This is a genomic window from Ramlibacter sp. P4_H7, from assembly GCF_056400765.1.
In genome coordinates, this window is sequence record NZ_JBFUKP010000009.1 from 1 (window position 1) to 19,132 (window position 19,132).

The window sequence follows — 19,132 nt, forward strand, 5'->3', positions numbered from 1 at the left end:
GCGCCGCGCGCCGCGGTGGCGGTGGCGGCGGCCGCGGCCGCTAGCCAAGCCCTTCGTCACGAAGAGAACACACCAGCCCGTTAGAATTGCGGGCTTTGCCGAACTATTTGCCTCCGGCAAAACCCTAAAACACAAGTCAGGAACTCCAGCATGGCCATCGAACGCACCCTCTCCATCATCAAGCCCGACGCCGTGGCCAAGAACGTGATCGGCCAGATCTACGCGCGCTTCGAAGCCGCCGGCCTGAAGGTCGTGGCCGCCAAGATGGCGCACCTGTCGCGCCAGGAAGCCGAGCAGTTCTACGCCGTGCACAAGGAGCGTCCCTTCTTCAAGGACCTGGTGGACTTCATGATCTCCGGCCCCGTCATGATCCAGGCGCTGGAAGGCGACAACGCGATCCTGAAGAACCGCGACCTGATGGGCGCCACCGACCCCAAGAAGGCCGCGCCGGGCACCATCCGCGCCGACTTCGCCGACAGCATCGACGCCAACGCCGTGCACGGCTCCGACGCCCCCGAAACCGCCAAGGTCGAAGTCTCGTTCTTCTTCCCCGGCATGAACGTGTATTCGAGGTAACGTGCGCCCGGGCTCCACTGCGTTTCGCGGCCTGCCTAGGGGGCGCGGCACGTCTTGGGGCGGCCCGGCGACGCGCCGGCGAACCTTGCGATGACGGCCAACCTGCTCGATTTCGACCTCGAGGGCCTGGCCACGTTCTGCGCCGAGCTGGGCGAGAAGCGCTTCCGCGCCACCCAGCTGTTCCGGTGGATCCACCAGAAGGGCGCGCGCGACTTCGGCCAGATGACCGACCTGGCCAAGTCGCTGCGGGAAAAGCTCGAGGGCAACGCCCGCATCGAAGGCCTGCCGCTGATCTCGCAGCACGAATCCGCCGACGGCACCATCAAGTGGCTGTTCGACGTGGGCGACGGCAACGCCGTCGAGTCGGTGTTCATTCCCGAGGACGACCGCGGCACCCTGTGCATCTCGTCGCAGGCGGGCTGCGCGGTGGGCTGCCGTTTCTGTTCCACCGGCCACCAGGGCTTCAGCCGCAACCTGGGCGCCGGCGAGATCATCGGCCAGCTCTGGTTCGCCGAGCACTTCCTGCGCCAGCACCTGAAGACCGGCGGCGAACGCGTCATCTCCAACGTGGTGATGATGGGAATGGGCGAGCCGCTGCAGAACTATGCGGCCCTGGTCCCCGCGCTGAAGATCATGCTGGACGACCACGGCTACGGCCTGTCGCGCCGGCGCGTGACGGTGTCCACCTCCGGGGTGGTGCCGATGATCGACCGGCTCGCGCAAGACTGCCCGGTGGCGCTTGCCGTGTCGTTGCACGCGCCGAACGACGAACTGCGCGACAAGCTGGTGCCCCTGAACAAGAAGTACCCGATCGGCGACCTGCTGGACGCCTGCAACCGCTACCTCGCACACGCGCCGCGCGACTTCATCACTTTCGAGTACTGCATGCTCGATGGCGTGAACGACCTGCCCGAGCAGGCGCGCGAACTGGCGCACCTGCTGCAGACGCATCGCGGCCAGGGCGTGTCGTGCAAGCTGAACCTCATTCCCTTCAATCCCTTTCCCGCTTCCGGACTGGTGCGTTCGCCGCAACAGCGCGTGCAGGCTTTCGCGAAAATCCTGAGTGATGCTGGTATCGTCACGACGGTGCGGAAGACGCGCGGCGACGACATCGACGCCGCCTGCGGCCAGCTGGCCGGCGACGTCAAGGACCGCACCCGGGTGGACCGGCGCATCGCGCAGCAACGCACGGTGATGCTCAAGCCGGTGCCCGCGGACAACACCAAGGAGGCGGAGGGATCATGACGATGGCCATGGCGGCGCAAGGCCGCCGCACGGGGGGATGGCTGGCTGCCGCGGCATTCGCGGGTTTTCTCACGACGCTGGCGGCGGGTTGCGCCACCCAGCATCCGGGAGGAGCTTCCGCCGACACGATGGCGACGCCGTCGGACGACACGGACCAGCGACGCCGCGCCCGCATCCGGCTGGAGCTCGCCTCCAGCTACTACGAGGAAGGCAAGACCGAGGTTGCGCTCGACGAGGTCAAGCAGGTCCTCGCGCTCGACCCGACCTTCGGCGAGGCCTACAACCTGCGCGGCCTGGTCTACCTGCGCCTGGGCGATCCGGTCCAGGCCGAGGACAACTTCCGCCGCGCCGTGGTGCTCAATCCGCGTGATGGCGATGCCCACCACAACTACGGCTGGCTGCAGTGCCAGCGCGGGCAATACACCGAGGCGGCGCGCTCGTTCCAGCAGGCGCTCGCGATTCCCCTGTACAGCGGGCGGTCCAAGACCTTCCTGGCCATGGGCGTGTGCGATGCGCGCGCCGGGCTGATGGCCGATGCCGAGCGCAACCTGCTGCGCGCCTACGAACTCGATGCCGCCAATCCGGTGGCGGGCTACAACCTGTCGCGCGTCCTGTACCAGCGCGGCGACTTCCAGCGTGCTCAGTTCTACATCCGCCGCCTGAACAACAGCGAGCTCGCGAATGCCGAATCGCTCTGGCTGGGGATCAAGGTCGAGAACCGGATGAACGATTCGCAGGCGATGGCCCAGCTGAGCGAACAGCTGCGCAAGCGCTATCCCCAGTCCCGCGAGCGCGGATCCCTCGATCGGAAAGCCTACGATGAATGAGGGCGCCGTCCCCGCGGACGGCGTCACCGCGGGCATGCTGCTGCGCCAGGCGCGCGAGGCCGCGGGCCTGCATGCCGAGACGCTCGCCGCCAACCTCAAGGTGCCGGTGCGCAAGCTGGAGGCGCTGGAAGAGGACCGCTACGACCTGTTGCCCGACGCCGTCTTCGTGCGCGCGCTCGCGTCCAGCGTGTGCCGCACGCTCAAGGTCGATGCGCAGCCGGTGCTGCAACGGCTGCCGCAGACGGCGCAACCCCGGCTGGTTCCCGACACCGAAGGCATCAACGCTCCGTTCCGCGCGCCCGGCGACGGCCCGGGCCCCCGCCTCCTCGACCAGGTATCCCGCCCGGTGGTGCTGACGGTCGGCGCGCTGCTGCTGGGGGCCCTCGTCCTGGTCTTCCTGCCGAACGTACAGCAAGGCATCCAGGCCGTGACGCAGGCCAATATCGGCGAACCCGTGATGCCGCCGCCGGGCGCCGCGGCCACCGTGCCCAACAGCCCGGTTGCCGTGGAAACCGTCAGTGCACCCGCCGCCGCGATGCCTGCCGAGCCAGCCTCCGCATCGGCCCCTGGTGTAGCAGCGACCGACCCGACAGCGTCCGCTGGCCCCGCAGCGCCGGGGCCCGCGCCCGCACAGGCCGGCACGGCGACCGCAGCGGCCACCGGGCCCGGCGCCGGCGCCGCCGTTTCGGTGGGGCAGGTGCCTGACGGGGCGAACACCGCCAGTGGCATCGTGGCCTTTCGCGCCAAGGGACAATCCTGGGTCCAGGTGACCGACGCCACCGGCACGGTCGTGTTCCGCAAGCTCATGGAGAGCGGCGAGACCGCGGGGGTCAACGGCCGCCTGCCCCTGTCCATCACCGTGGGCAGCGTGCAGGCGACCGAGGTGGAGGTGCGCGGCAAGCCCTACAACCTCGGCCCGGTTTCCAAGGACAACGTGGCCCGATTCGAAGTGAAGTGATGAACCCTCCCTGCCTCCCGATCGAACCCGCGGCGCCCAAAGCGCGCCGGTCCGCCCAGGCGCGCGTCGCCTGGGGGACGAACGTGGTCACGGTCGGCGGGGATGCGCCGGTGCGCGTGCAGTCGATGACGAACACCGACACGGTCGACGCCATCGGCACCGCGATCCAGGTGAAGGAACTCGCGCTGGCGGGCAGCGAACTGGTGCGCATCACGGTCAACACGCCCGAGGCGGCGCAGCAGGTGCCCTACATCCGGGAACAGCTCGATCGCATGGGCATCGACGTGCCCCTGATCGGCGACTTCCACTACAACGGCCACCGCCTGCTGAGCGAGTTTCCCGACTGCGCGCAGGCGCTGTCCAAGTACCGCATCAACCCCGGCAACGTGGGCAAGGGCGACAAGAAGGACCGGCAGTTCGCGCAGATGATCGAGGCGGCGCTCAAGTGGGACAAGCCGGTGCGCATCGGCGTCAACTGGGGCAGCCTGGACCAGGAACTGCTGGCGCAGCTGATGGACGAGAACGCGCAGCGCGCAGCGCCCTGGGATGCCAGGCAGGTGATGTACGAGGCGCTCATCACGTCGGCCATCGGGTCGGCCAGGCTGGCCGAGGAACTCGGCATGCGCCACGAGCAGGTGCTGCTGTCCTGCAAGGTGAGCGGCGTGCAGGACCTGGTCTCCGTCTACCGCGAACTCGCGCGCCGCTGCGACTACCCGCTGCACCTGGGCCTGACCGAAGCCGGCATGGCCACCAAGGGCACGGTGGCGTCGTCGGTGGCCCTGGGCATCCTGCTGCAGGAAGGCGTCGGCGACACCATCCGCGTGTCCCTCACGCCGCAGCCGGGCGAGTCCCGCACCCGGGAAGTGGTGATCGCGTCGGAGATCCTGCAGGCGCTGGGCCTGCGCAGCTTCGTGCCGAGCGTGACCGCGTGCCCGGGCTGCGGCCGAACGACCAGCACGACCTTCCAGGAACTCGCCAAGCAGATCGACGATTTCCTGCGCGCGCAGATGCCGGTGTGGCGCGCGAAGTACCCGGGCGTGGAGACGATGAAGGTCGCCGTGATGGGCTGCATCGTCAACGGGCCGGGTGAAAGCAAGCATGCCGACATCGGCATCAGCCTGCCCGGCACCGGCGAGGCGCCCGCCGCTCCCGTCTTCATCGACGGGCAGAAGGCGATGACGCTGCGCGGCGAGAACATCGCGCGCGAATTCCACCAGATCGTCGAGACCTACATCGAGAAGCGCTTCGGGACCCCGCAGGTCGCCGAGCACGCCTGAAGGCGCAAGGACATGGCTGAGAAACTGAGTGCCGTCAAAGGCATGAACGACATCGTGCCGCCGCATTCGGCCACCTGGGAGTGGCTGGAGCAGCAGGTGCGGAACCTGATGGCGCGCTATGCGTACCGCAACATCCGCACGCCCATCGTGGAGCACACGGCGCTGTTCGTGCGCGGGCTGGGCGAGGTGACCGACATCGTCGAGAAGGAGATGTACTCCTTCGAGGACAAGCTCAATGGCGAACACCTGACGCTGCGGCCCGAGAACACGGCGGGCGTGGTGCGCGCGGTGGCGGAGCATTCGTTGCTGTACGACGGCCCCAAGCGCCTGTACTACCTGGGCCCGATGTTCCGCCACGAGCGCCCCCAGCGCGGCCGCTACCGGCAGTTCCACCAGATCGGCGCCGAGGCCCTCGGCTTTGCCGGCCCCGACGTCGATGCGGAGCTGATCCTGCTCGCGTGCTCGCTGTGGGAGGCCCTGGGCCTGAAGGACGTCCGCCTGGAGATCAACAGCCTGGGCCAGCCCGAGGAGCGCAAGCAGCACCGCGCGCAGCTGATCGCCTACCTGGAACGCCACGGCGACCAGCTGGACGAGGAGGCGAAGCGGCGCCTGCACAGCAATCCGCTGCGCATCCTGGACACCAAGAATCCGGCCATGCAGCAGCTGGTGGAAGGCGCGCCCAAGCTGATCGACTTCCTCGGCGAGGCGTCGCTCGCGCACTTCAACGGCCTGCGCGCGATCCTCGACGCCAATGGGATCGGCTACACGATCAACCCGCGGCTGGTGCGCGGGCTGGACTACTACAACCTCTCGGTGTTCGAGTTCATCACCGGTAGCCTGGGCGCGCAGGGCACGATCTGCGCGGGCGGCCGCTACGACGACCTGATCGCGCAGATCGGCGGCAAGCCGGCGCCGGCCGTGGGCTGGGCGCTCGGCGTGGAGCGCGTGCTGGAACTGGTGAAGGAGCAGGGCGCCGCGATTCCCGCGCTGGTTCCGGACGCCTACGCCATCGTGCCCGACGCGAGCGTGATGCCGACGGTGCTGAAGACCTTGCAGGCGCTGCGCCGTGCCGGTGCCAGCGTGCAGATGCATGCGGCCGGCCCGGACGGCCTGGGCAGCATGAAGTCGCAGTTCAAGAAGGCCGATGCCAGCGGCGCCGGCTTCGCCCTCATCTTCGGCGCCGATGAAATCGCGCAGGGCAAGGTGGCGGTCAAGGCGCTGCGCGACGGCGCCGGGGCTCAGGAACTGCGGCCGCTGGAAGCACCCGGGTCCTGGGCCGACGCACTCAAACTAAAATCCCCGGCTTGACCTGGGCACCACATGGCACGACACCTCGATCTCGAAGAACAGGAACAGCTTGACGACCTCAAGCACTTCTGGAACCAGTACGGCAACCTGATCACCTGGTTCCTCATTGCCGTGTTCGGCTCGTTCGCCGCCTGGAATGGCTGGCAGTACTGGCAGCGTTCGCAGGCGGTGCAGGCCTCCGTGCTGTACGACGAGGTCGAGCGGGCTGCCGCCGGCGGCGATACCGCCCGCGTGGAGCAGGCGTTCAAGGACATCCAGGACAAGTTCGGCCGCACCACCTACGCGCAGCAGGCGGGCCTGCTGGCCGGCCGCATGCTGGCGGAGCAGGGAAAGACCGACGCCGCCAAGGCCGCCCTGCAGTGGGTGGCCAGTGACGCCTCGGACGCGGGCTACCAGTCCCTGGCGCGCCTGCGGCTGGCCGGCCTGCTGGTGCAGAACAAGGCGTACGACGACGCGCTGAAGCAGCTCGCCAGCGGCATCAGCAAGGAGTTCGAGCCGCTCGCGGCCGACCGCCGCGGCGACATCTACAACCTGCAGGGCCAGCGCGACCAGGCGAAGGCCGAATACCTCAAGGCCTGGCAGGGCTTCACGGCCGATTCCGAATACCGCACCCTGGTGGAAGTGAAGCTCGCGGCGCTGGGCGCCGAAGTGCCCACGACCAAGCCGCCGGCCGAAAGCGCCAAGTCATGAGGCGGCTGCTTTCCCTCGCGCTGCGCACCGCCGCCGCGGGCGCGCTGGTGCTGGCGGGAGGCTGCTCGCTGCTGCCGTCCTCGCTGGGCGGCGGCGCCGAGAAACCGAAACCGGCGGAACTGCAGGCCAATCCGAACCTGATCGGCGTGCGGCAGGCCTGGACCGCGAAGGTCGGCACGGTGGACTTTCCCCTGGTGGTGACGGTCAGCGGCAACGTCGCGGCCCTTGCGTCGAGCGACGGCACGGTGCTCGGCATCGATGCCACCAGCGGCCGCGAACAATGGCGCGGCACGGCCGGTGGTCCCCTGGCCGCCGGCGTCGGCTTCGACGGCGGCACCGCTGCCGTCATCACCCGCAGCAACGAGGTGGTGGCTTTTGCAAGCGGCAAGGAAGTCTGGCGCCAGAAGCTCACTGCCCTTTCCACTACGCCGCCGCTGGTGGCGGGTGCGCGTGTCTTCGTCCTGGGCGCCGATCGATCGGTCAGCGCCTTCGACGGCGGCACCGGCCGCCGCCTGTGGTCGCAGCAACGCACCGGCGACCCGCTGGTGCTGCGCCAGGCCGGGGTGATCCTCGCCGTGGGCGACACGCTGGTGGTGGGGCAGAGCGGCCGCCTGGTCGGCCTCAATCCGCTCAACGGCAGCGTCCGCTGGGAGGCGACGATCGCAACGGCACGTGGCATCAACGACGTCGAGCGGTTGGTGGATCTCGTCGGGCGGGTGAGCCGCGTCGGCGACAGCGTCTGCGCCCGCTCCTACCAGACGGCCGTGGGCTGCGTGGACACGTCCCGCGGCCAGACCGCGTGGACGCAGAAAGCCGACGGCGCCGAAGGCCTCCATGGCGACGGCGCCAACGTCTTCGGCACCGAGCGTGACGGCAAGGTCGTCTCCTGGCGCCGCGACAACGGACAGCGCGCCTGGACGACCGACCGGCTGCTGCACCGCGAGCTCGGCGCCCCGCTGGCGCTGGGCCGCTCGGTGGTGGTGGCCGACGGCTTCGGATTCGTGCATTTGCTGTCGCGCGAGGATGGCACGCTGCTCAACCGCCTGAGCACCGATGGCTCCGCCATCGGCTCGGCACCCGTGGCCGCGGGCAACACGCTGATCGTCGTGACGCACAACGGCGGCGTGTACGGGTTCGTTCCCGAATAAAGAGAGAAACATGAAGCCGGTGATGGCCCTGGTGGGCCGCCCCAACGTCGGGAAGTCGACGCTGTTCAACCGGCTGACCAAGTCGCGCGATGCGATCGTGGCCGATTTCGCGGGCCTGACCCGCGACCGCCACTACGGCAACGCCAAGCAGGGCCGCTACGAGTTCATCGTCATCGACACGGGTGGCTTCGAGCCCGATGCGGAGTCCGGCATCTTCAAGGAGATGGCCAAGCAGACCCAGCAGGCGGTGGCCGAGGCCGACGTCGTGGTCTTCCTGGTGGATGCCCGCGCCGGCATCTCCGCGCAGGACCACGACATCGCCAACTTCCTGCGCAAGCTGGGCAAGGCGACCCTGCTGGTGGCCAACAAGGCCGAGGGGATGCAGGAGGACAAGTTCTCCGAGTTCTACGAGCTCGGCCTGGGCGAGGTGCACGGCATCTCGGCGGCGCACGGCCAGGGTATCCGCGACCTGGTGGACGCCGCGCTGGATCCCCTGAACCTGCCCGAGGACGAGGACAGCGCGGACGAGCAGCAGAGCGGCATCATCAAATTGGCCGTGGCCGGCCGGCCGAACGTCGGCAAGTCCACCCTGATCAACGCCTGGCTGGGCGAGGAGCGCCTGGTCGCCTTCGACCTGCCCGGCACCACCCGCGACGCGATCTCGGTGCCCTTCGAGCGCAACGGGCAGAAGTTCGAACTGATCGACACCGCCGGCCTCCGCCGCAAGGGCAAGGTGTTCGAGGCGATCGAGAAATTCTCGGTCGTGAAGACGCTGCAGGCGATCGAGTCCGCCAACGTCGTGCTGCTGCTGCTGGACGCGACGCAGGGCGTGACCGACCAGGACGCGCACATCGCCGGCTACATCCTCGAATCCGGCCGCGCCGTGGTGCTGGCCGTGAACAAGTGGGATGCCATCGACGATTACAACCGCGAACTGGTGCGCCGCCAGATCGAGCAGCGGCTGCCTTTCCTGAAGTTCGCCGATCTCCACTTCATCTCCGCGCAAAAGCGCCAGGGCCTGGGTCCGGTCTGGTTGTCCATCACGCAGGCCTACAAGTCCGCGATGGTCAAGATGACCACGCCGGTGCTCACCAGGCTGGTGCAGGAGGCCGTGCAGTTCCAGGCGCCCAGGCGCTCGGGCATGTTCCGGCCCAAGCTGCGCTACGCCCACCAGGGCGGCATGAACCCGCCGGTGATCGTCGTCCATGGAAACTCGCTGGAACACGTGACGGACGCCTACAAGCGCTTCCTGGAAGGGCGGTTCCGCAAGGAATTCAAGCTGGTGGGAACGCCCCTGCGCATCGAGATGCGCACCTCCAAGAATCCGTACGCGGACAAGGAATAAAACGACTCCGCCCCCCGGCGGCGTCCGTTGGCCTTGTTTTCAGCCCGAACGGCGCCAACTGGGCAGCCTCGGGTTGCCCGCCACCGCGCTCCGCTGTGGTAATGTGCAACTTCCAACAACGCCGGAACACGGAGAATATCGTGAGCAATAAAGGGCAACTCCTACAAGACCCCTTCCTGAACACCCTGCGCCGGGAGCATGTGCCGGTGTCGATCTACCTGGTCAACGGCATCAAGCTGCAGGGTCAGATCGAGTCGTTCGACCAGTATGTGGTGCTGCTTCGCAATACCGTGACGCAGATGGTCTACAAGCACGCGATCTCCACCATCGTGCCCGGCCGGGCGGTGAACTTCTCGCCGGCCGAGACCGGCGGCGAAAGCCCCGCACCCTGAGCCCGCGACCCCATGACGCCCGCCCCGTGCGGGCGCTGCCCGCAGTCTTCCCTGGTTGCCGGACTTGACCGCATCGCCTGAACGCCCGGCCGCCGCCACCATCCTGGTGGGGGTGGACCTGGGCCTGCCCCATTTCGACGCCGAGCTCGAGGAACTGGGCCAGCTCGCCCAGACCGCGGGCATGGATCCGGTCGCGCGGGTCGCCTGCAAGCGCAAGGCGCCCGACGCCGCGCTGTTCGTCGGCAAGGGCAAGGCGGACGAGATCAAGCAGCTCGCCGAGGAAACCGGCGCCAGCGAGATCCTGTTCGACCAGTCCCTGAGCCCCGCCCAGCAGCGCAACCTGGAGCGGCACATGGGCCTGCCGGTCAACGACCGGACCCTGCTGATCCTGGAGATCTTCGCCCAGCGCGCGCGCAGCCACGAGGGCAAGCTGCAGGTCGAGCTGGCCCGGCTGCAGTACCTGAGCACGCGGCTGGTGCGGCGCTGGTCGCACCTGGAGCGCCAGACCGGCGGCGCCGGCGTGCGCGGCGGTCCGGGCGAAAAGCAGATCGAACTGGACCGCCGGATGATCGACGACTCGATCAAGCGCACCCGCGAACGCCTGGTCAAGGTGAAGCGGCAGCGCGCCACCCAGCGCCGCCAGCGCGAGCGGCGCGAGACCTTCAACATCTCGATCGTGGGCTACACCAACGCGGGCAAGTCGACGCTGTTCAACGCGCTGGTGAAGGCGCGTGCCTATGCGGCCGACCAGCTGTTCGCCACCCTGGACACGACCACCCGGCACCTTTACCTGCAGGACCAGGAAGGGGCCAGCGGCGGGCCGGGACGGTCGGTGTCGCTGTCGGACACGGTCGGCTTCATCCGCGACCTGCCGCACGGCCTGATCGACGCCTTCCAGGCCACGCTGCAGGAAGCGGCCGATGCCGACCTGCTGCTGCACGTCGTGGACGCGGCCAATCCGCACCATCCGGAGCAGGTCGCCGAGGTGCAGCGCGTGCTGCACGAGATCGGGGCGGCCGAAGTGCCGCAGCTGGTCGTCTTCAACAAGATCGATGCGCTGGACCCCGCCCAGCACCCCCGCACCCTGGTCGACCGGTTCGAGGTCGAAGGGGCGCAGGTGCCGCGCGTGTTCGTCAGCAGCCGGACCGGCGAGGGCTTGGCCGAACTGCGCCGCGAACTCGTCCGCATCGTTGCCGAGGCGCATCCGGCCCAGCCGGCAAGCGCTGGCTCATCCTGAACCCGCACTGTTTGGGCACAATGCGGCTGCCGACCACCGAAAGAGAAAACGAACGAATGAACCTTTCCTTCCGCAGCCTGCACTTTTCCGGGCTGAGAGACCGCATCCGGGGGATGTTCAACCTGAACGATCCCCGCTGGGGCCGTGGCGAGGACAAGAACGAGGGCCAGCGCTCGGAGGGCAAGGGCCCGAACCAGGGGCCCCCGGACCTGGACGAGCTGTGGCGTGACTTCAACCGCAAGCTGGGCGGCCTGTTCGGCGGCCGCAAGCGCGGTGGCAACGGCGGCAACTTCGGCGGCGGCAACGGCGGCAACTTCCAGCCCGACATGAAGAGCGCGGGCGTGGGCGCCGGCCTGATCGCCATCGTCGTGGTCGTGATCTGGATGGGCACCGGCATCTTCATCGTGCAGGAAGGCCAGCAGGCGGTGATCACGCGCTTCGGCCGCTACAGCGCAACCGCGGGCGCCGGCTTCAACTGGCGGCTGCCGTACCCGATCGAGCGCCACGAGATCGTGAACGTCACGCAGATCCGCGCCGTGGACGTGGGCCGCGACAACGTGATCCGCGCCACCGGCCTGAAGGAATCGGCGATGCTGACCGAGGACGAGAACATCGTCGAGATCAAGTTCGCCGTGCAGTACCGCCTGAACGATGCGCGCGCCTGGCTGTTCGAAAGCAAGAACCCGCAGGAAGCCGTGGTGCAGGCGGCCGAGACCGCCGTGCGCGAGGTGGTCGGCAAGATGCGCATGGACACGGCCCTGGCCGACGAGCGCGACCAGATCGGCCCGCGCGTGCGCATCCTGATGCAGAGCATCCTGGACCGCTACAAGATCGGCGCCGAAGTGGTCGGCATCAACCTGCAGCAGGGCGGCGTGCGTCCTCCCGAGCAGGTGCAGTCGGCTTTCGACGACGTGCTGCGCGCGGCGCAGGAACGCGAGCGCGCCAAGAACGAAGCGCAGGCCTATGCCAACGACGTGATCCCGCGGGCCGTGGGCGCCGCCTCCCGGCTCGCGCAGGAATCCGAGGCGTACAAGGCGCGCATCGTGGCGCGGGCGCAAGGCGACGCGCAGCGCTTCAAGTCGCTGCTGACCGAATACCAGCGGGCACCGCAGGTCACCCGCGACCGCCTCTACATCGACGCCATGCAGGACATCTACTCGAACGTGACCAAGGTGATGGTGGAGTCCCGCCAGGGCGGCAACATGCTGTTCCTGCCGCTCGACCGGATCATGCAGCAGGTCGCCGCCGGCGGCGCCGCGGCGCCCCAGGCGGACGCACTGCCGCCTTCGCAGGCCCCGGCGACGCAGGCGCCCGCCACGTCGCCTTCCTCCTCCACGGACGCCCGCAACCGGGACACTCGCGGCCGCGACAGGGAGACCCGCTGATGAACCGCATCGGACTGATCGTTTCCTCGCTGCTGGTGGCGCTCGCGCTGCTGAGCTCCATGCTGTTCGTCGTCGACCAGCGCCAGTTCGGCGTCGTGTACGCCCTCGGCCAGGTCAAGGAGGTCATCAGCGAACCCGGCCTCAAGTTCAAGCTGCCGCCGCCGCTGCAGAACGTGAGCTACATCGACAAGCGCCTGCTGACGCTGGACAGCGTGGACACCGAACCCATGCTGACGGCCGAGAAGCAGCGCGTGGTGATCGACTGGTATGTCCGCTGGCGCATCACCGACCCGCTGGCCTACATCCGCAACGTGGGCCTGGACGAGGCCGCCGGCAACAACCAGCTCAATCGGGTGGTGCGCAACGCCTTCCAGGAAGAGGTCAACCGCCGCACGGTGCGCGAGCTGCTTTCGTCCAAGCGGGAACAGCTCATGTCCGACGTCAAGCGCGAGGTGCTGGAGGTGGTCAAGGGCACCAAGCCCTGGGGCATCGACGTGGTGGACGTGCGGATCACGCGCGCCGACTACGTCGACGCCATCACCGAGTCGGTCTACCGCCGGATGGAAGCCGAGCGCAAGCGCGTCGCCAACGAGCTGCGCTCCACCGGCGCGGCCGAGGGCGAGAAGATCCGTGCCGACGCCGACCGCCAGCGCGAAGTGGCCGTGGCGAACGCCTACCGCGACGCGCAGAAGATCAAGGGCGAGGGCGATGCCCAGGCGGCCGCGATCTACGCCGAGTCCTTCGGGCGCGACCCGCAGTTCGCCCAGTTCTACCGCAGCATCGAGGCCTACAAGGCCAGCTTCAACAAGAAGGGCGACGTGCTGGTGGTCGATCCGCAGGGCACCGAGTTCTTCCGCACTTTCCGCAACGGCGGCACCGGCGGTGGCGCCGCCGCCGCGCCGGCCCCCGGGCCGCGGCGGTAAGCGCCTTGGACTCCGACGTCCTCTGGACGGCCCTCGCGCTCGTCCTGGTCTTCGAGGGCCTGTTCCCTTTCCTCTCGCCGGGAAGCTGGCGCAACACCTTCCTGCGGCTGGTGCAGCTGCGGGACGGACAACTGCGCTTCTTCGGGCTGACCAGCATCCTGCTGGGGCTCGCGACGCTCTGGATCCTGTCGCTCTAGGCGTCGGTCCTGCCGTGACGGCGCTGCCGCGTCCCTCGTGGCGGCGCCCTGGCCCGGCCGTGGCGCCCGGCCCGGTAGAATCACGTTTTTAACAGCGTCCCCTTTCCCATGTCCGCCTGGGTCCTGCCGGATCACATCGCCGATGTGTTGCCTTCCGAGGCCCGCCACATCGAGGAACTGCGCCGCGAACTGCTGGACACCGCACGTGGCTACGGCTACGAGCTGGTCATCCCCCCGATGCTGGAGCACCTGGAGTCGCTGCTCACCGGCACCGGCGAGGCGCTGGACCTGCAGACCTTCAAGCTGGTGGACCAGCTCTCGGGCCGCATGCTGGGGCTGCGCGCCGACACCACGCCGCAGGTCGCCCGCATCGATGCGCACCTGCTCAATCGCCCGGGCGTCACGCGCCTGTGCTACTGCGGTCCCGTGCTGCACACCCGCCCCGACCGCCCGCATGCCACGCGCGAGCCGCTGCAGTTCGGCGCGGAGATCTATGGCCACGCCGCGCTGGAAGCGGACCTCGAGGCGCTGCTGCTCGCGCTGGACTGCCTGCGCGCCACCAAGGTCGACCCGCTCACCGTGGACATGGCCGATGCGCGCATCGTCCGCGCCCTGCTCACCGGCGTCGCCACGAGCAACGCGCAGCTGGCCGCGGTGCACGCCGCCCTCGCCACCAAGGATGCGACGGAGCTCGCCAGCCTCACCCAGGCATTTCCGAAAGCCGCGCGCGAGGCCTTGCAGGCGCTGATCGGCCTGTACGGTGACCGGAAGGTGCTGGCCGAGGCCGCCAAGGCGTTGCCGCGCACGCCGGTGATCCAGCAGGCGCTGGAACAGCTGCAGTGGCTCGCCGGCCATGTCGAGGGCGCGGGCATCCGCTTCGACCTGGCCGACCTGCGCGGCTACGCCTATTACAGCGGCATGCGCTTCGGGATCTACACGCCCGGCGCCAGCGATGCGCTGGTGCGCGGCGGCCGCTACGACGAGGTCGGCGCCGTGTTCGGCCGCAACCGTCCCGCCGTGGGCTTCAGCCTGGACGTCAAGGAACTGGTCGGCGTCGCCGCCAGGCGCCCGTTGAAGGCCGCGGTCCGCGCCCCCTGGCTGGACGCCTCCGCCGATGCCGGCGGACTGCGCGCGGCCATCGCCGCGCTGCGCGACGAAGGCGAGACCGTGGTGTGCGTGCTGCCGGGCCACGAAAGCGAAGTGGACGAGTTCCGCTGCGACCGCGAGCTGGCGCTTGACGCCACCGGCCGCTGGGCCGTGCGTGCCCTCTGATCCCCCGAATCACCTTTTCCGCGAAGAGCATCATGATGAAGACGAAGGGCCGCAATGTGGTCGTGGTCGGCACCCAGTGGGGTGACGAAGGCAAGGGCAAGCTGGTCGACTGGCTGACCGAGATGGCGCAGGGCGTGGTGCGCTTCCAGGGCGGCCACAACGCCGGCCACACGCTGGTGATCAACGGCGTGAAGACCGCGCTGCACCTGATCCCCAGTGGGATCATGCGCCCCGGCGTGAAGTGCTACATCGGCAACGGCGTCGTGGTGTCGACGGCCAAGCTGCTGGAAGAGATCGAGGGCCTGGAAAAGGCCGGCGTCGAGGTGCGCTCGCGCCTGCGCATCAGCGAGGCCTGCCCGCTGATCCTGCCGATCCACGCGGCGCTCGACATTGCGCGCGAATCCAAGCGCGAGCAGGGCGGCACCGAGAAGATCGGCACCACCGGCCGGGGCATCGGCCCGGCCTACGAGGACAAGATCGCGCGCCGCGCGCTGCGCGTGCAGGACCTGAAGCATCCCGATCGCTTCGCCGCCAAGCTGAAGGAACTGATGGAACTGCACAACTTCGTGCTGACCCAGTACCTGGGCGCGCCGGCGTTGGACTACCAGCAGGTGCTGGACGAGGCCCTGCGCCATGGGGAGATCATCCGGCCGATGATGGCCGACGTGTCGCGCGAGCTGAACGAGGCCCACATCCACGGCGACAACCTGCTGTTCGAAGGCGCGCAGGGCACGCTGCTGGACGTCGACCACGGCACCTATCCCTACGTGACCTCCAGCAACTGCGTGGCCGGCAACGCCTCGGCGGGCGCGGGCGTCGGGCCGGGCATGCTGCACTACATCCTGGGCATCACCAAGGCCTACTGCACGCGCGTCGGCGGCGGCCCGTTCCCCACCGAACTGGACTGGGAGACTCCTGGCACGGTGGGCTACCACCTCTCCACCGTCGGCGCGGAGAAGGGCGTGACCACGGGCCGTTCGCGCCGCTGTGGCTGGTTCGACGCGGCGCTGCTCAAGCGCAGCGCGCAGGTCAACGGCCTCTCGGGCCTGTGCATCACCAAGCTGGACGTGCTGGACGGCCTGAAGGAATTGCTGCTGTGCACCGGCTACGAACTGGACGGCGAGCACATCGACATCCTGCCGCTCGGCGCGGACGAGATCGCGCGCTGCAAGCCGCTTTACGAGACGATGGAGGGCTGGAGCGAATCGACCGTGGGCGTGACCCAGTACGACAAGCTGCCGCTGAACGCGCGCCTGTACCTGCAGCGCATCCAGCAGGTCACCGGCGTGCCGGTCGATATCATCTCGACCAGCCCGGACCGCGACCACACCATCATGATGCGCCACCCCTATCTCGCGGATTGAATGGCCCACCCCCGAAGCGCCTGCGGCGCCTCCCCCTCAAGGGGGCGTCCCCAGCGGCCCGGCAAAGCCGGTTCCGCGGCGGCACTGGAATGGTTGCGCGCTCTGGCGTCGTGAAGAACTGAGAGGAAGAAGAGATGTTGACGGAAGACGGCAAGCACCTGTACGTGAGCTACGACGAGTACCACAACCTCTGCGAAAAGCTGGCGATCAAGATCCACCAGTCCGGCTGGGAGTTCGACACCATCCTGTGCCTGGCCCGCGGCGGCATGCGTCCGGGCGACATCCTCTCGCGCATCTTCGACAAGCCGCTGGCGATCATGTCGACCAGCTCGTACCGCGCCGAGGCCGGCACGGTGCAGGGGCACCTGGACATCGCGCACTACATCACCACGCCCAAGGGCGAGATCGCGGGCAAGGTGCTGCTGGTCGACGACCTGGCGGATTCGGGCCTGACGCTGAACAAGGTGGTGGAGATGCTGCGCGGCAAGTACAGCAAGGTCACCGAACTGCGCACCGCGGTGCTGTGGACGAAGGGCCTGAGCAAGTTCACGCCGGACTACTCGGTCGAATTCCTGCCGACCAATCCCTGGATCCACCAGCCCTTCGAGAGCTACGACGCCATGCGGCCGGAGAAGCTGCTGGAGAAGTGGAAGGTATGAGATTCACTCTGAAAAGTCGCGGGCGACTTTTCAGAGTGGCCTGATCAGTGGAAAGAAGCCGGGCAAAGCCCGGCTTCTTTCCATGGGAGACCGCTCTGCATGTTATTTCGAGCGGTCCACGGGCCGCGGTGCGGGGCAAGTCCCCCGCCGGGACCGCAGAGTGGCGGCGGGCATCGCCGCACGGCTAACATGCCGCCATGAGCAAGCCGGTCACCGACCTCATCCACCATCCTTACGCCCCGCCCGCCGGCTTCGCCGCGCCGCAGCCGGGGGTCTTCAAGGCTTCCACGGTCATCTTCGCCAACGTCGCCGCCATGCGGGCGCGTGACTGGAAGCACAAGCACGGGTACACCTACGGGCTGCACGGCACGCCCACCACCTTCACGCTGGAAGAGCGCATCGCTGCGCTGGAGGGCGGCCGGCACTGCATCCTGGTGCCGAGCGGGCTGGCGGCGATCGCCAACGTGGGCATGGCGCTGCTGAAGTCCGGCGACGAGGTGCTGCTGCCGGACAACGTGTACGGCCCCAACCGCGCACTCGCGGACGGCGAGTTCAAGGCCTGGGGCATCGGCCACCAGCTGTACGACCCGCTCAAGCCGCAGGACCTGGAGGCGCGCATCGGCCCCCACACGAAGCTGGTGTGGCTGGAGGCACCTGGGTCCGTGACGATGGAGTTTCCCGACCTGCCGGCGCTGGTGCGGATCTGCCGCGCGCGGGGCGTGACCTGCGCGCTGGACAACACCTGGGGCGCGGGACTCGCCTTCCAGGCCTTCGACCTCGTCCCGGGCGAGGACCTCGCCGTGGACATCTCGGTGCACGCGCTCACCAAGTACCCGAGCGGCGGCGGCGACCTGCTGATGGGGAGCATCGTCACGCGCGAGGAGAAATTGCACCAGCAGCTCAAGCTCACGCACATGCGCGTAGGCTGGGGCGTGGGAGGCAACGACGTGGAATCGGTGCTGCGCTCGCTGCCGAGCATGTCCCTGCGATACCGCGCCCACGATGTGGCGGCGCGCGGCCTGGCCCAATGGCTGGACGCGCGGGACGAGGTCGTGCAGGTGCTGCATCCGGCACTGGCGGGCTCGCCGGGGCACGAACACTGGCAGGCGCTGTGCGGGCCGCAAGGCGTCGCGGCGGGCCTGTTCTCCGTCGTGTTCGATGCGCGTCATACGCCGCGGCAGGTCGATGCCTTCTGCGATGCGCTGAAGCTGTTCAAGCTGGGTTATTCCTGGGGTGGCCCGGTCAGCCTGGTGGTGCCGTACGACATTCCCGCCATGCGCAGCGCGCAGCTGGGCACCTGGAAGCACAAGGGAATCCTCGTGCGCTTTTCCGTGGGCCTGGAGGATCCCGCCGACCTGCAGGCGGACCTGGCGCAGGCACTGGAAGCCCTGCACTGCGGGTGATCCCGGATGCCGTACCCGGCGTGGGCGGCGCTACCCTGAGGACGGAGGATCCGACGATGGAAAGCCCGATCACGGACGGCACGGAAAAGCCCGGCCAGGCCGTTCCGCCCACGCCGCAGGTGCGCCGCATCGCCCTGGGGGCGCCCCTGCAATGGCTGGCGCGCGGGGCGAGGGACCTGGCCGCGGCGCCAGGCATCGCGGCCTTCTACGGCGCCTGCTTCTGGGCCATGGCGGCCACGCTCGGGGCCGTGTTCCGCAACAAGCCGGAGTACACGATGACCATCGTCTCCGGCTGCCTGCTGGTCGGCCCGTTCCTGGCCATGGGGCTGTACGAGGCGAGCCGCCGCCGGGAGCAGGGCGTGCCGCAAAGCCTGTCCGCTTCGCTCACCTGCTGGAGCGGCCACCTGGGCAGCATGGGCCTGCTCGTGCTGGTGCTGACCGTGCTGGAGCTGCTGTGGGGCCGCGCCTCGCTGGTGGTGTTCGCGGTGTTCTTCAACACCGGGATGCCGTCCACCGCGAGCGTGCTGGAGGCCGTCTTCAACCCGCGCAACTGGCAGTTCCTCGCGGTCTACCTCACCGTGGGCAGCGTGTTCGCCGCGCTGGTCTACTGCAGCATGGTGGTCGCGATCCCGATGATCCTGGACCGCGACACCGACGCGATCACCGCGGCGCTCACCAGTTTCCGGGTGGTGCTGGACAACCTGGCGGCCATGCTGTTCTGGGGCGCGCTGGTGGTGGCGCTCACCCTGCTGGCGCTGTGGCCGTGGTCGCTGGGCCTGCTGGTGGTCGGTCCCTGGCTGGGGCACGCCACCTGGCATGCCTACCGCGATGCGGTGGGCTGGGATTCGTAGCCTGGGATTCGTAGCGGGGGTTCCGTAGGCTGGTGGTGAGCGAAAGCGAACCCCAGCGCTTTTCGCGCCGTCCGC

19 protein-coding genes are annotated in these 19,132 nt (G+C 68.7%); all 19 read left to right on the forward strand.

The window, feature by feature from the left end; genetic code table 11:
• Nucleotides 1-150 precede the first annotated feature (150 nt).
• The 19 genes from ndk to AC1DSA_RS13695 all read left to right on the forward strand — a co-directional run bounded on the left by ndk (nucleotide 151) and on the right by AC1DSA_RS13695 (nucleotide 19,057).
• The gene (ndk, locus tag AC1DSA_RS13605; protein ID WP_477889983.1) at nucleotides 151-576 is read left to right on the forward strand and encodes a nucleoside-diphosphate kinase; all 426 of its coding nucleotides are present in this window, start codon (nucleotides 151-153) and stop codon (nucleotides 574-576) included.
• A 90-nt stretch (nucleotides 577-666) separates the two neighbouring features.
• On the forward strand, nucleotides 667-1,821 hold the full coding sequence (gene rlmN / locus AC1DSA_RS13610) for a dual-specificity RNA methyltransferase RlmN (RefSeq protein WP_477889984.1): 1,155 nt from the start codon (nucleotides 667-669) through the stop codon (nucleotides 1,819-1,821).
• The gene (pilW, locus tag AC1DSA_RS13615; protein WP_477889986.1) at nucleotides 1,818-2,648 is read left to right on the forward strand and encodes a type IV pilus biogenesis/stability protein PilW; all 831 of its coding nucleotides are present in this window, start codon (nucleotides 1,818-1,820) and stop codon (nucleotides 2,646-2,648) included. The genes rlmN and pilW overlap by 4 nt, the downstream gene beginning before the upstream one ends.
• Nucleotides 2,641-3,606, forward strand: coding sequence for a helix-turn-helix domain-containing protein (locus tag AC1DSA_RS13620; RefSeq protein WP_477889988.1), 966 nt, complete (start codon nucleotides 2,641-2,643; stop codon nucleotides 3,604-3,606). Before pilW ends, AC1DSA_RS13620 begins: the two co-directional genes overlap by 8 nt.
• Nucleotides 3,606-4,883: a flavodoxin-dependent (E)-4-hydroxy-3-methylbut-2-enyl-diphosphate synthase gene (gene ispG / locus AC1DSA_RS13625; RefSeq protein WP_477889990.1), complete on the forward strand. Its 1,278-nt coding sequence runs from the start codon at nucleotides 3,606-3,608 to the stop codon at nucleotides 4,881-4,883. Before AC1DSA_RS13620 ends, ispG begins: the two co-directional genes overlap by 1 nt.
• Nucleotides 4,884-4,895: 12 nt before the next feature.
• Nucleotides 4,896-6,191: a histidine--tRNA ligase gene (hisS, locus tag AC1DSA_RS13630; RefSeq protein ID WP_477889992.1), complete on the forward strand. Its 1,296-nt coding sequence runs from the start codon at nucleotides 4,896-4,898 to the stop codon at nucleotides 6,189-6,191.
• Nucleotides 6,192-6,203: 12 nt separating this feature from the next.
• Entirely contained in the window at nucleotides 6,204-6,881 is a 678-nt protein-coding gene (locus AC1DSA_RS13635; protein WP_477889994.1) for a YfgM family protein, read from the forward strand.
• Nucleotides 6,878-8,029: an outer membrane protein assembly factor BamB gene (bamB, locus tag AC1DSA_RS13640; RefSeq protein WP_477889996.1), complete on the forward strand. Its 1,152-nt coding sequence runs from the start codon at nucleotides 6,878-6,880 to the stop codon at nucleotides 8,027-8,029. The genes AC1DSA_RS13635 and bamB overlap by 4 nt, the downstream gene beginning before the upstream one ends.
• A gap of 10 nt (nucleotides 8,030-8,039) precedes the next feature.
• On the forward strand, nucleotides 8,040-9,374 hold the full coding sequence (gene der, locus AC1DSA_RS13645; RefSeq protein WP_477889997.1) for a ribosome biogenesis GTPase Der: 1,335 nt from the start codon (nucleotides 8,040-8,042) through the stop codon (nucleotides 9,372-9,374).
• A 140-nt stretch (nucleotides 9,375-9,514) separates the two neighbouring features.
• On the forward strand, nucleotides 9,515-9,766 hold the full coding sequence (gene hfq / locus AC1DSA_RS13650) for an RNA chaperone Hfq (RefSeq protein WP_477889999.1): 252 nt from the start codon (nucleotides 9,515-9,517) through the stop codon (nucleotides 9,764-9,766).
• Nucleotides 9,767-9,830: 64 nt separating this feature from the next.
• Entirely contained in the window at nucleotides 9,831-11,003 is a 1,173-nt protein-coding gene (gene hflX / locus AC1DSA_RS13655; RefSeq protein ID WP_477890001.1) for a GTPase HflX, read from the forward strand.
• Nucleotides 11,004-11,059: 56 nt separating this feature from the next.
• Nucleotides 11,060-12,388 (forward strand): FtsH protease activity modulator HflK, encoded by a 1,329-nt coding sequence (hflK, locus tag AC1DSA_RS13660; RefSeq protein WP_477890003.1) that lies wholly within the window; start codon nucleotides 11,060-11,062, stop codon nucleotides 12,386-12,388.
• Nucleotides 12,388-13,311, forward strand: coding sequence for a protease modulator HflC (hflC, locus tag AC1DSA_RS13665; protein ID WP_477890005.1), 924 nt, complete (start codon nucleotides 12,388-12,390; stop codon nucleotides 13,309-13,311). The genes hflK and hflC overlap by 1 nt, the downstream gene beginning before the upstream one ends.
• Before the next feature lie 5 nt (nucleotides 13,312-13,316).
• Nucleotides 13,317-13,508 carry a DUF2065 domain-containing protein gene (locus AC1DSA_RS13670; protein WP_477890007.1) on the forward strand — a complete coding sequence of 64 codons (192 nt, stop codon included), beginning with the start codon at nucleotides 13,317-13,319 and terminating at the stop codon, nucleotides 13,506-13,508.
• Nucleotides 13,509-13,616: 108 nt separating this feature from the next.
• A complete protein-coding gene (locus AC1DSA_RS13675; RefSeq protein WP_477890009.1) occupies nucleotides 13,617-14,780 on the forward strand; it encodes an ATP phosphoribosyltransferase regulatory subunit in 1,164 nt (387 codons plus the stop codon).
• Between the two features lie 32 nt (nucleotides 14,781-14,812).
• The gene (locus AC1DSA_RS13680) at nucleotides 14,813-16,144 is read left to right on the forward strand and encodes an adenylosuccinate synthase (RefSeq protein ID WP_477890011.1); all 1,332 of its coding nucleotides are present in this window, start codon (nucleotides 14,813-14,815) and stop codon (nucleotides 16,142-16,144) included.
• A 134-nt stretch (nucleotides 16,145-16,278) separates the two neighbouring features.
• Entirely contained in the window at nucleotides 16,279-16,803 is a 525-nt protein-coding gene (locus tag AC1DSA_RS13685; RefSeq protein ID WP_477890013.1) for a phosphoribosyltransferase, read from the forward strand.
• A gap of 197 nt (nucleotides 16,804-17,000) precedes the next feature.
• On the forward strand, nucleotides 17,001-18,206 hold the full coding sequence (locus AC1DSA_RS13690; protein ID WP_477890015.1) for a PLP-dependent transferase: 1,206 nt from the start codon (nucleotides 17,001-17,003) through the stop codon (nucleotides 18,204-18,206).
• A 56-nt stretch (nucleotides 18,207-18,262) separates the two neighbouring features.
• Nucleotides 18,263-19,057, forward strand: coding sequence for a DUF2189 domain-containing protein (locus AC1DSA_RS13695; protein ID WP_477890017.1), 795 nt, complete (start codon nucleotides 18,263-18,265; stop codon nucleotides 19,055-19,057).
• The last annotated feature ends 75 nt before the right edge of the window (nucleotides 19,058-19,132 follow it).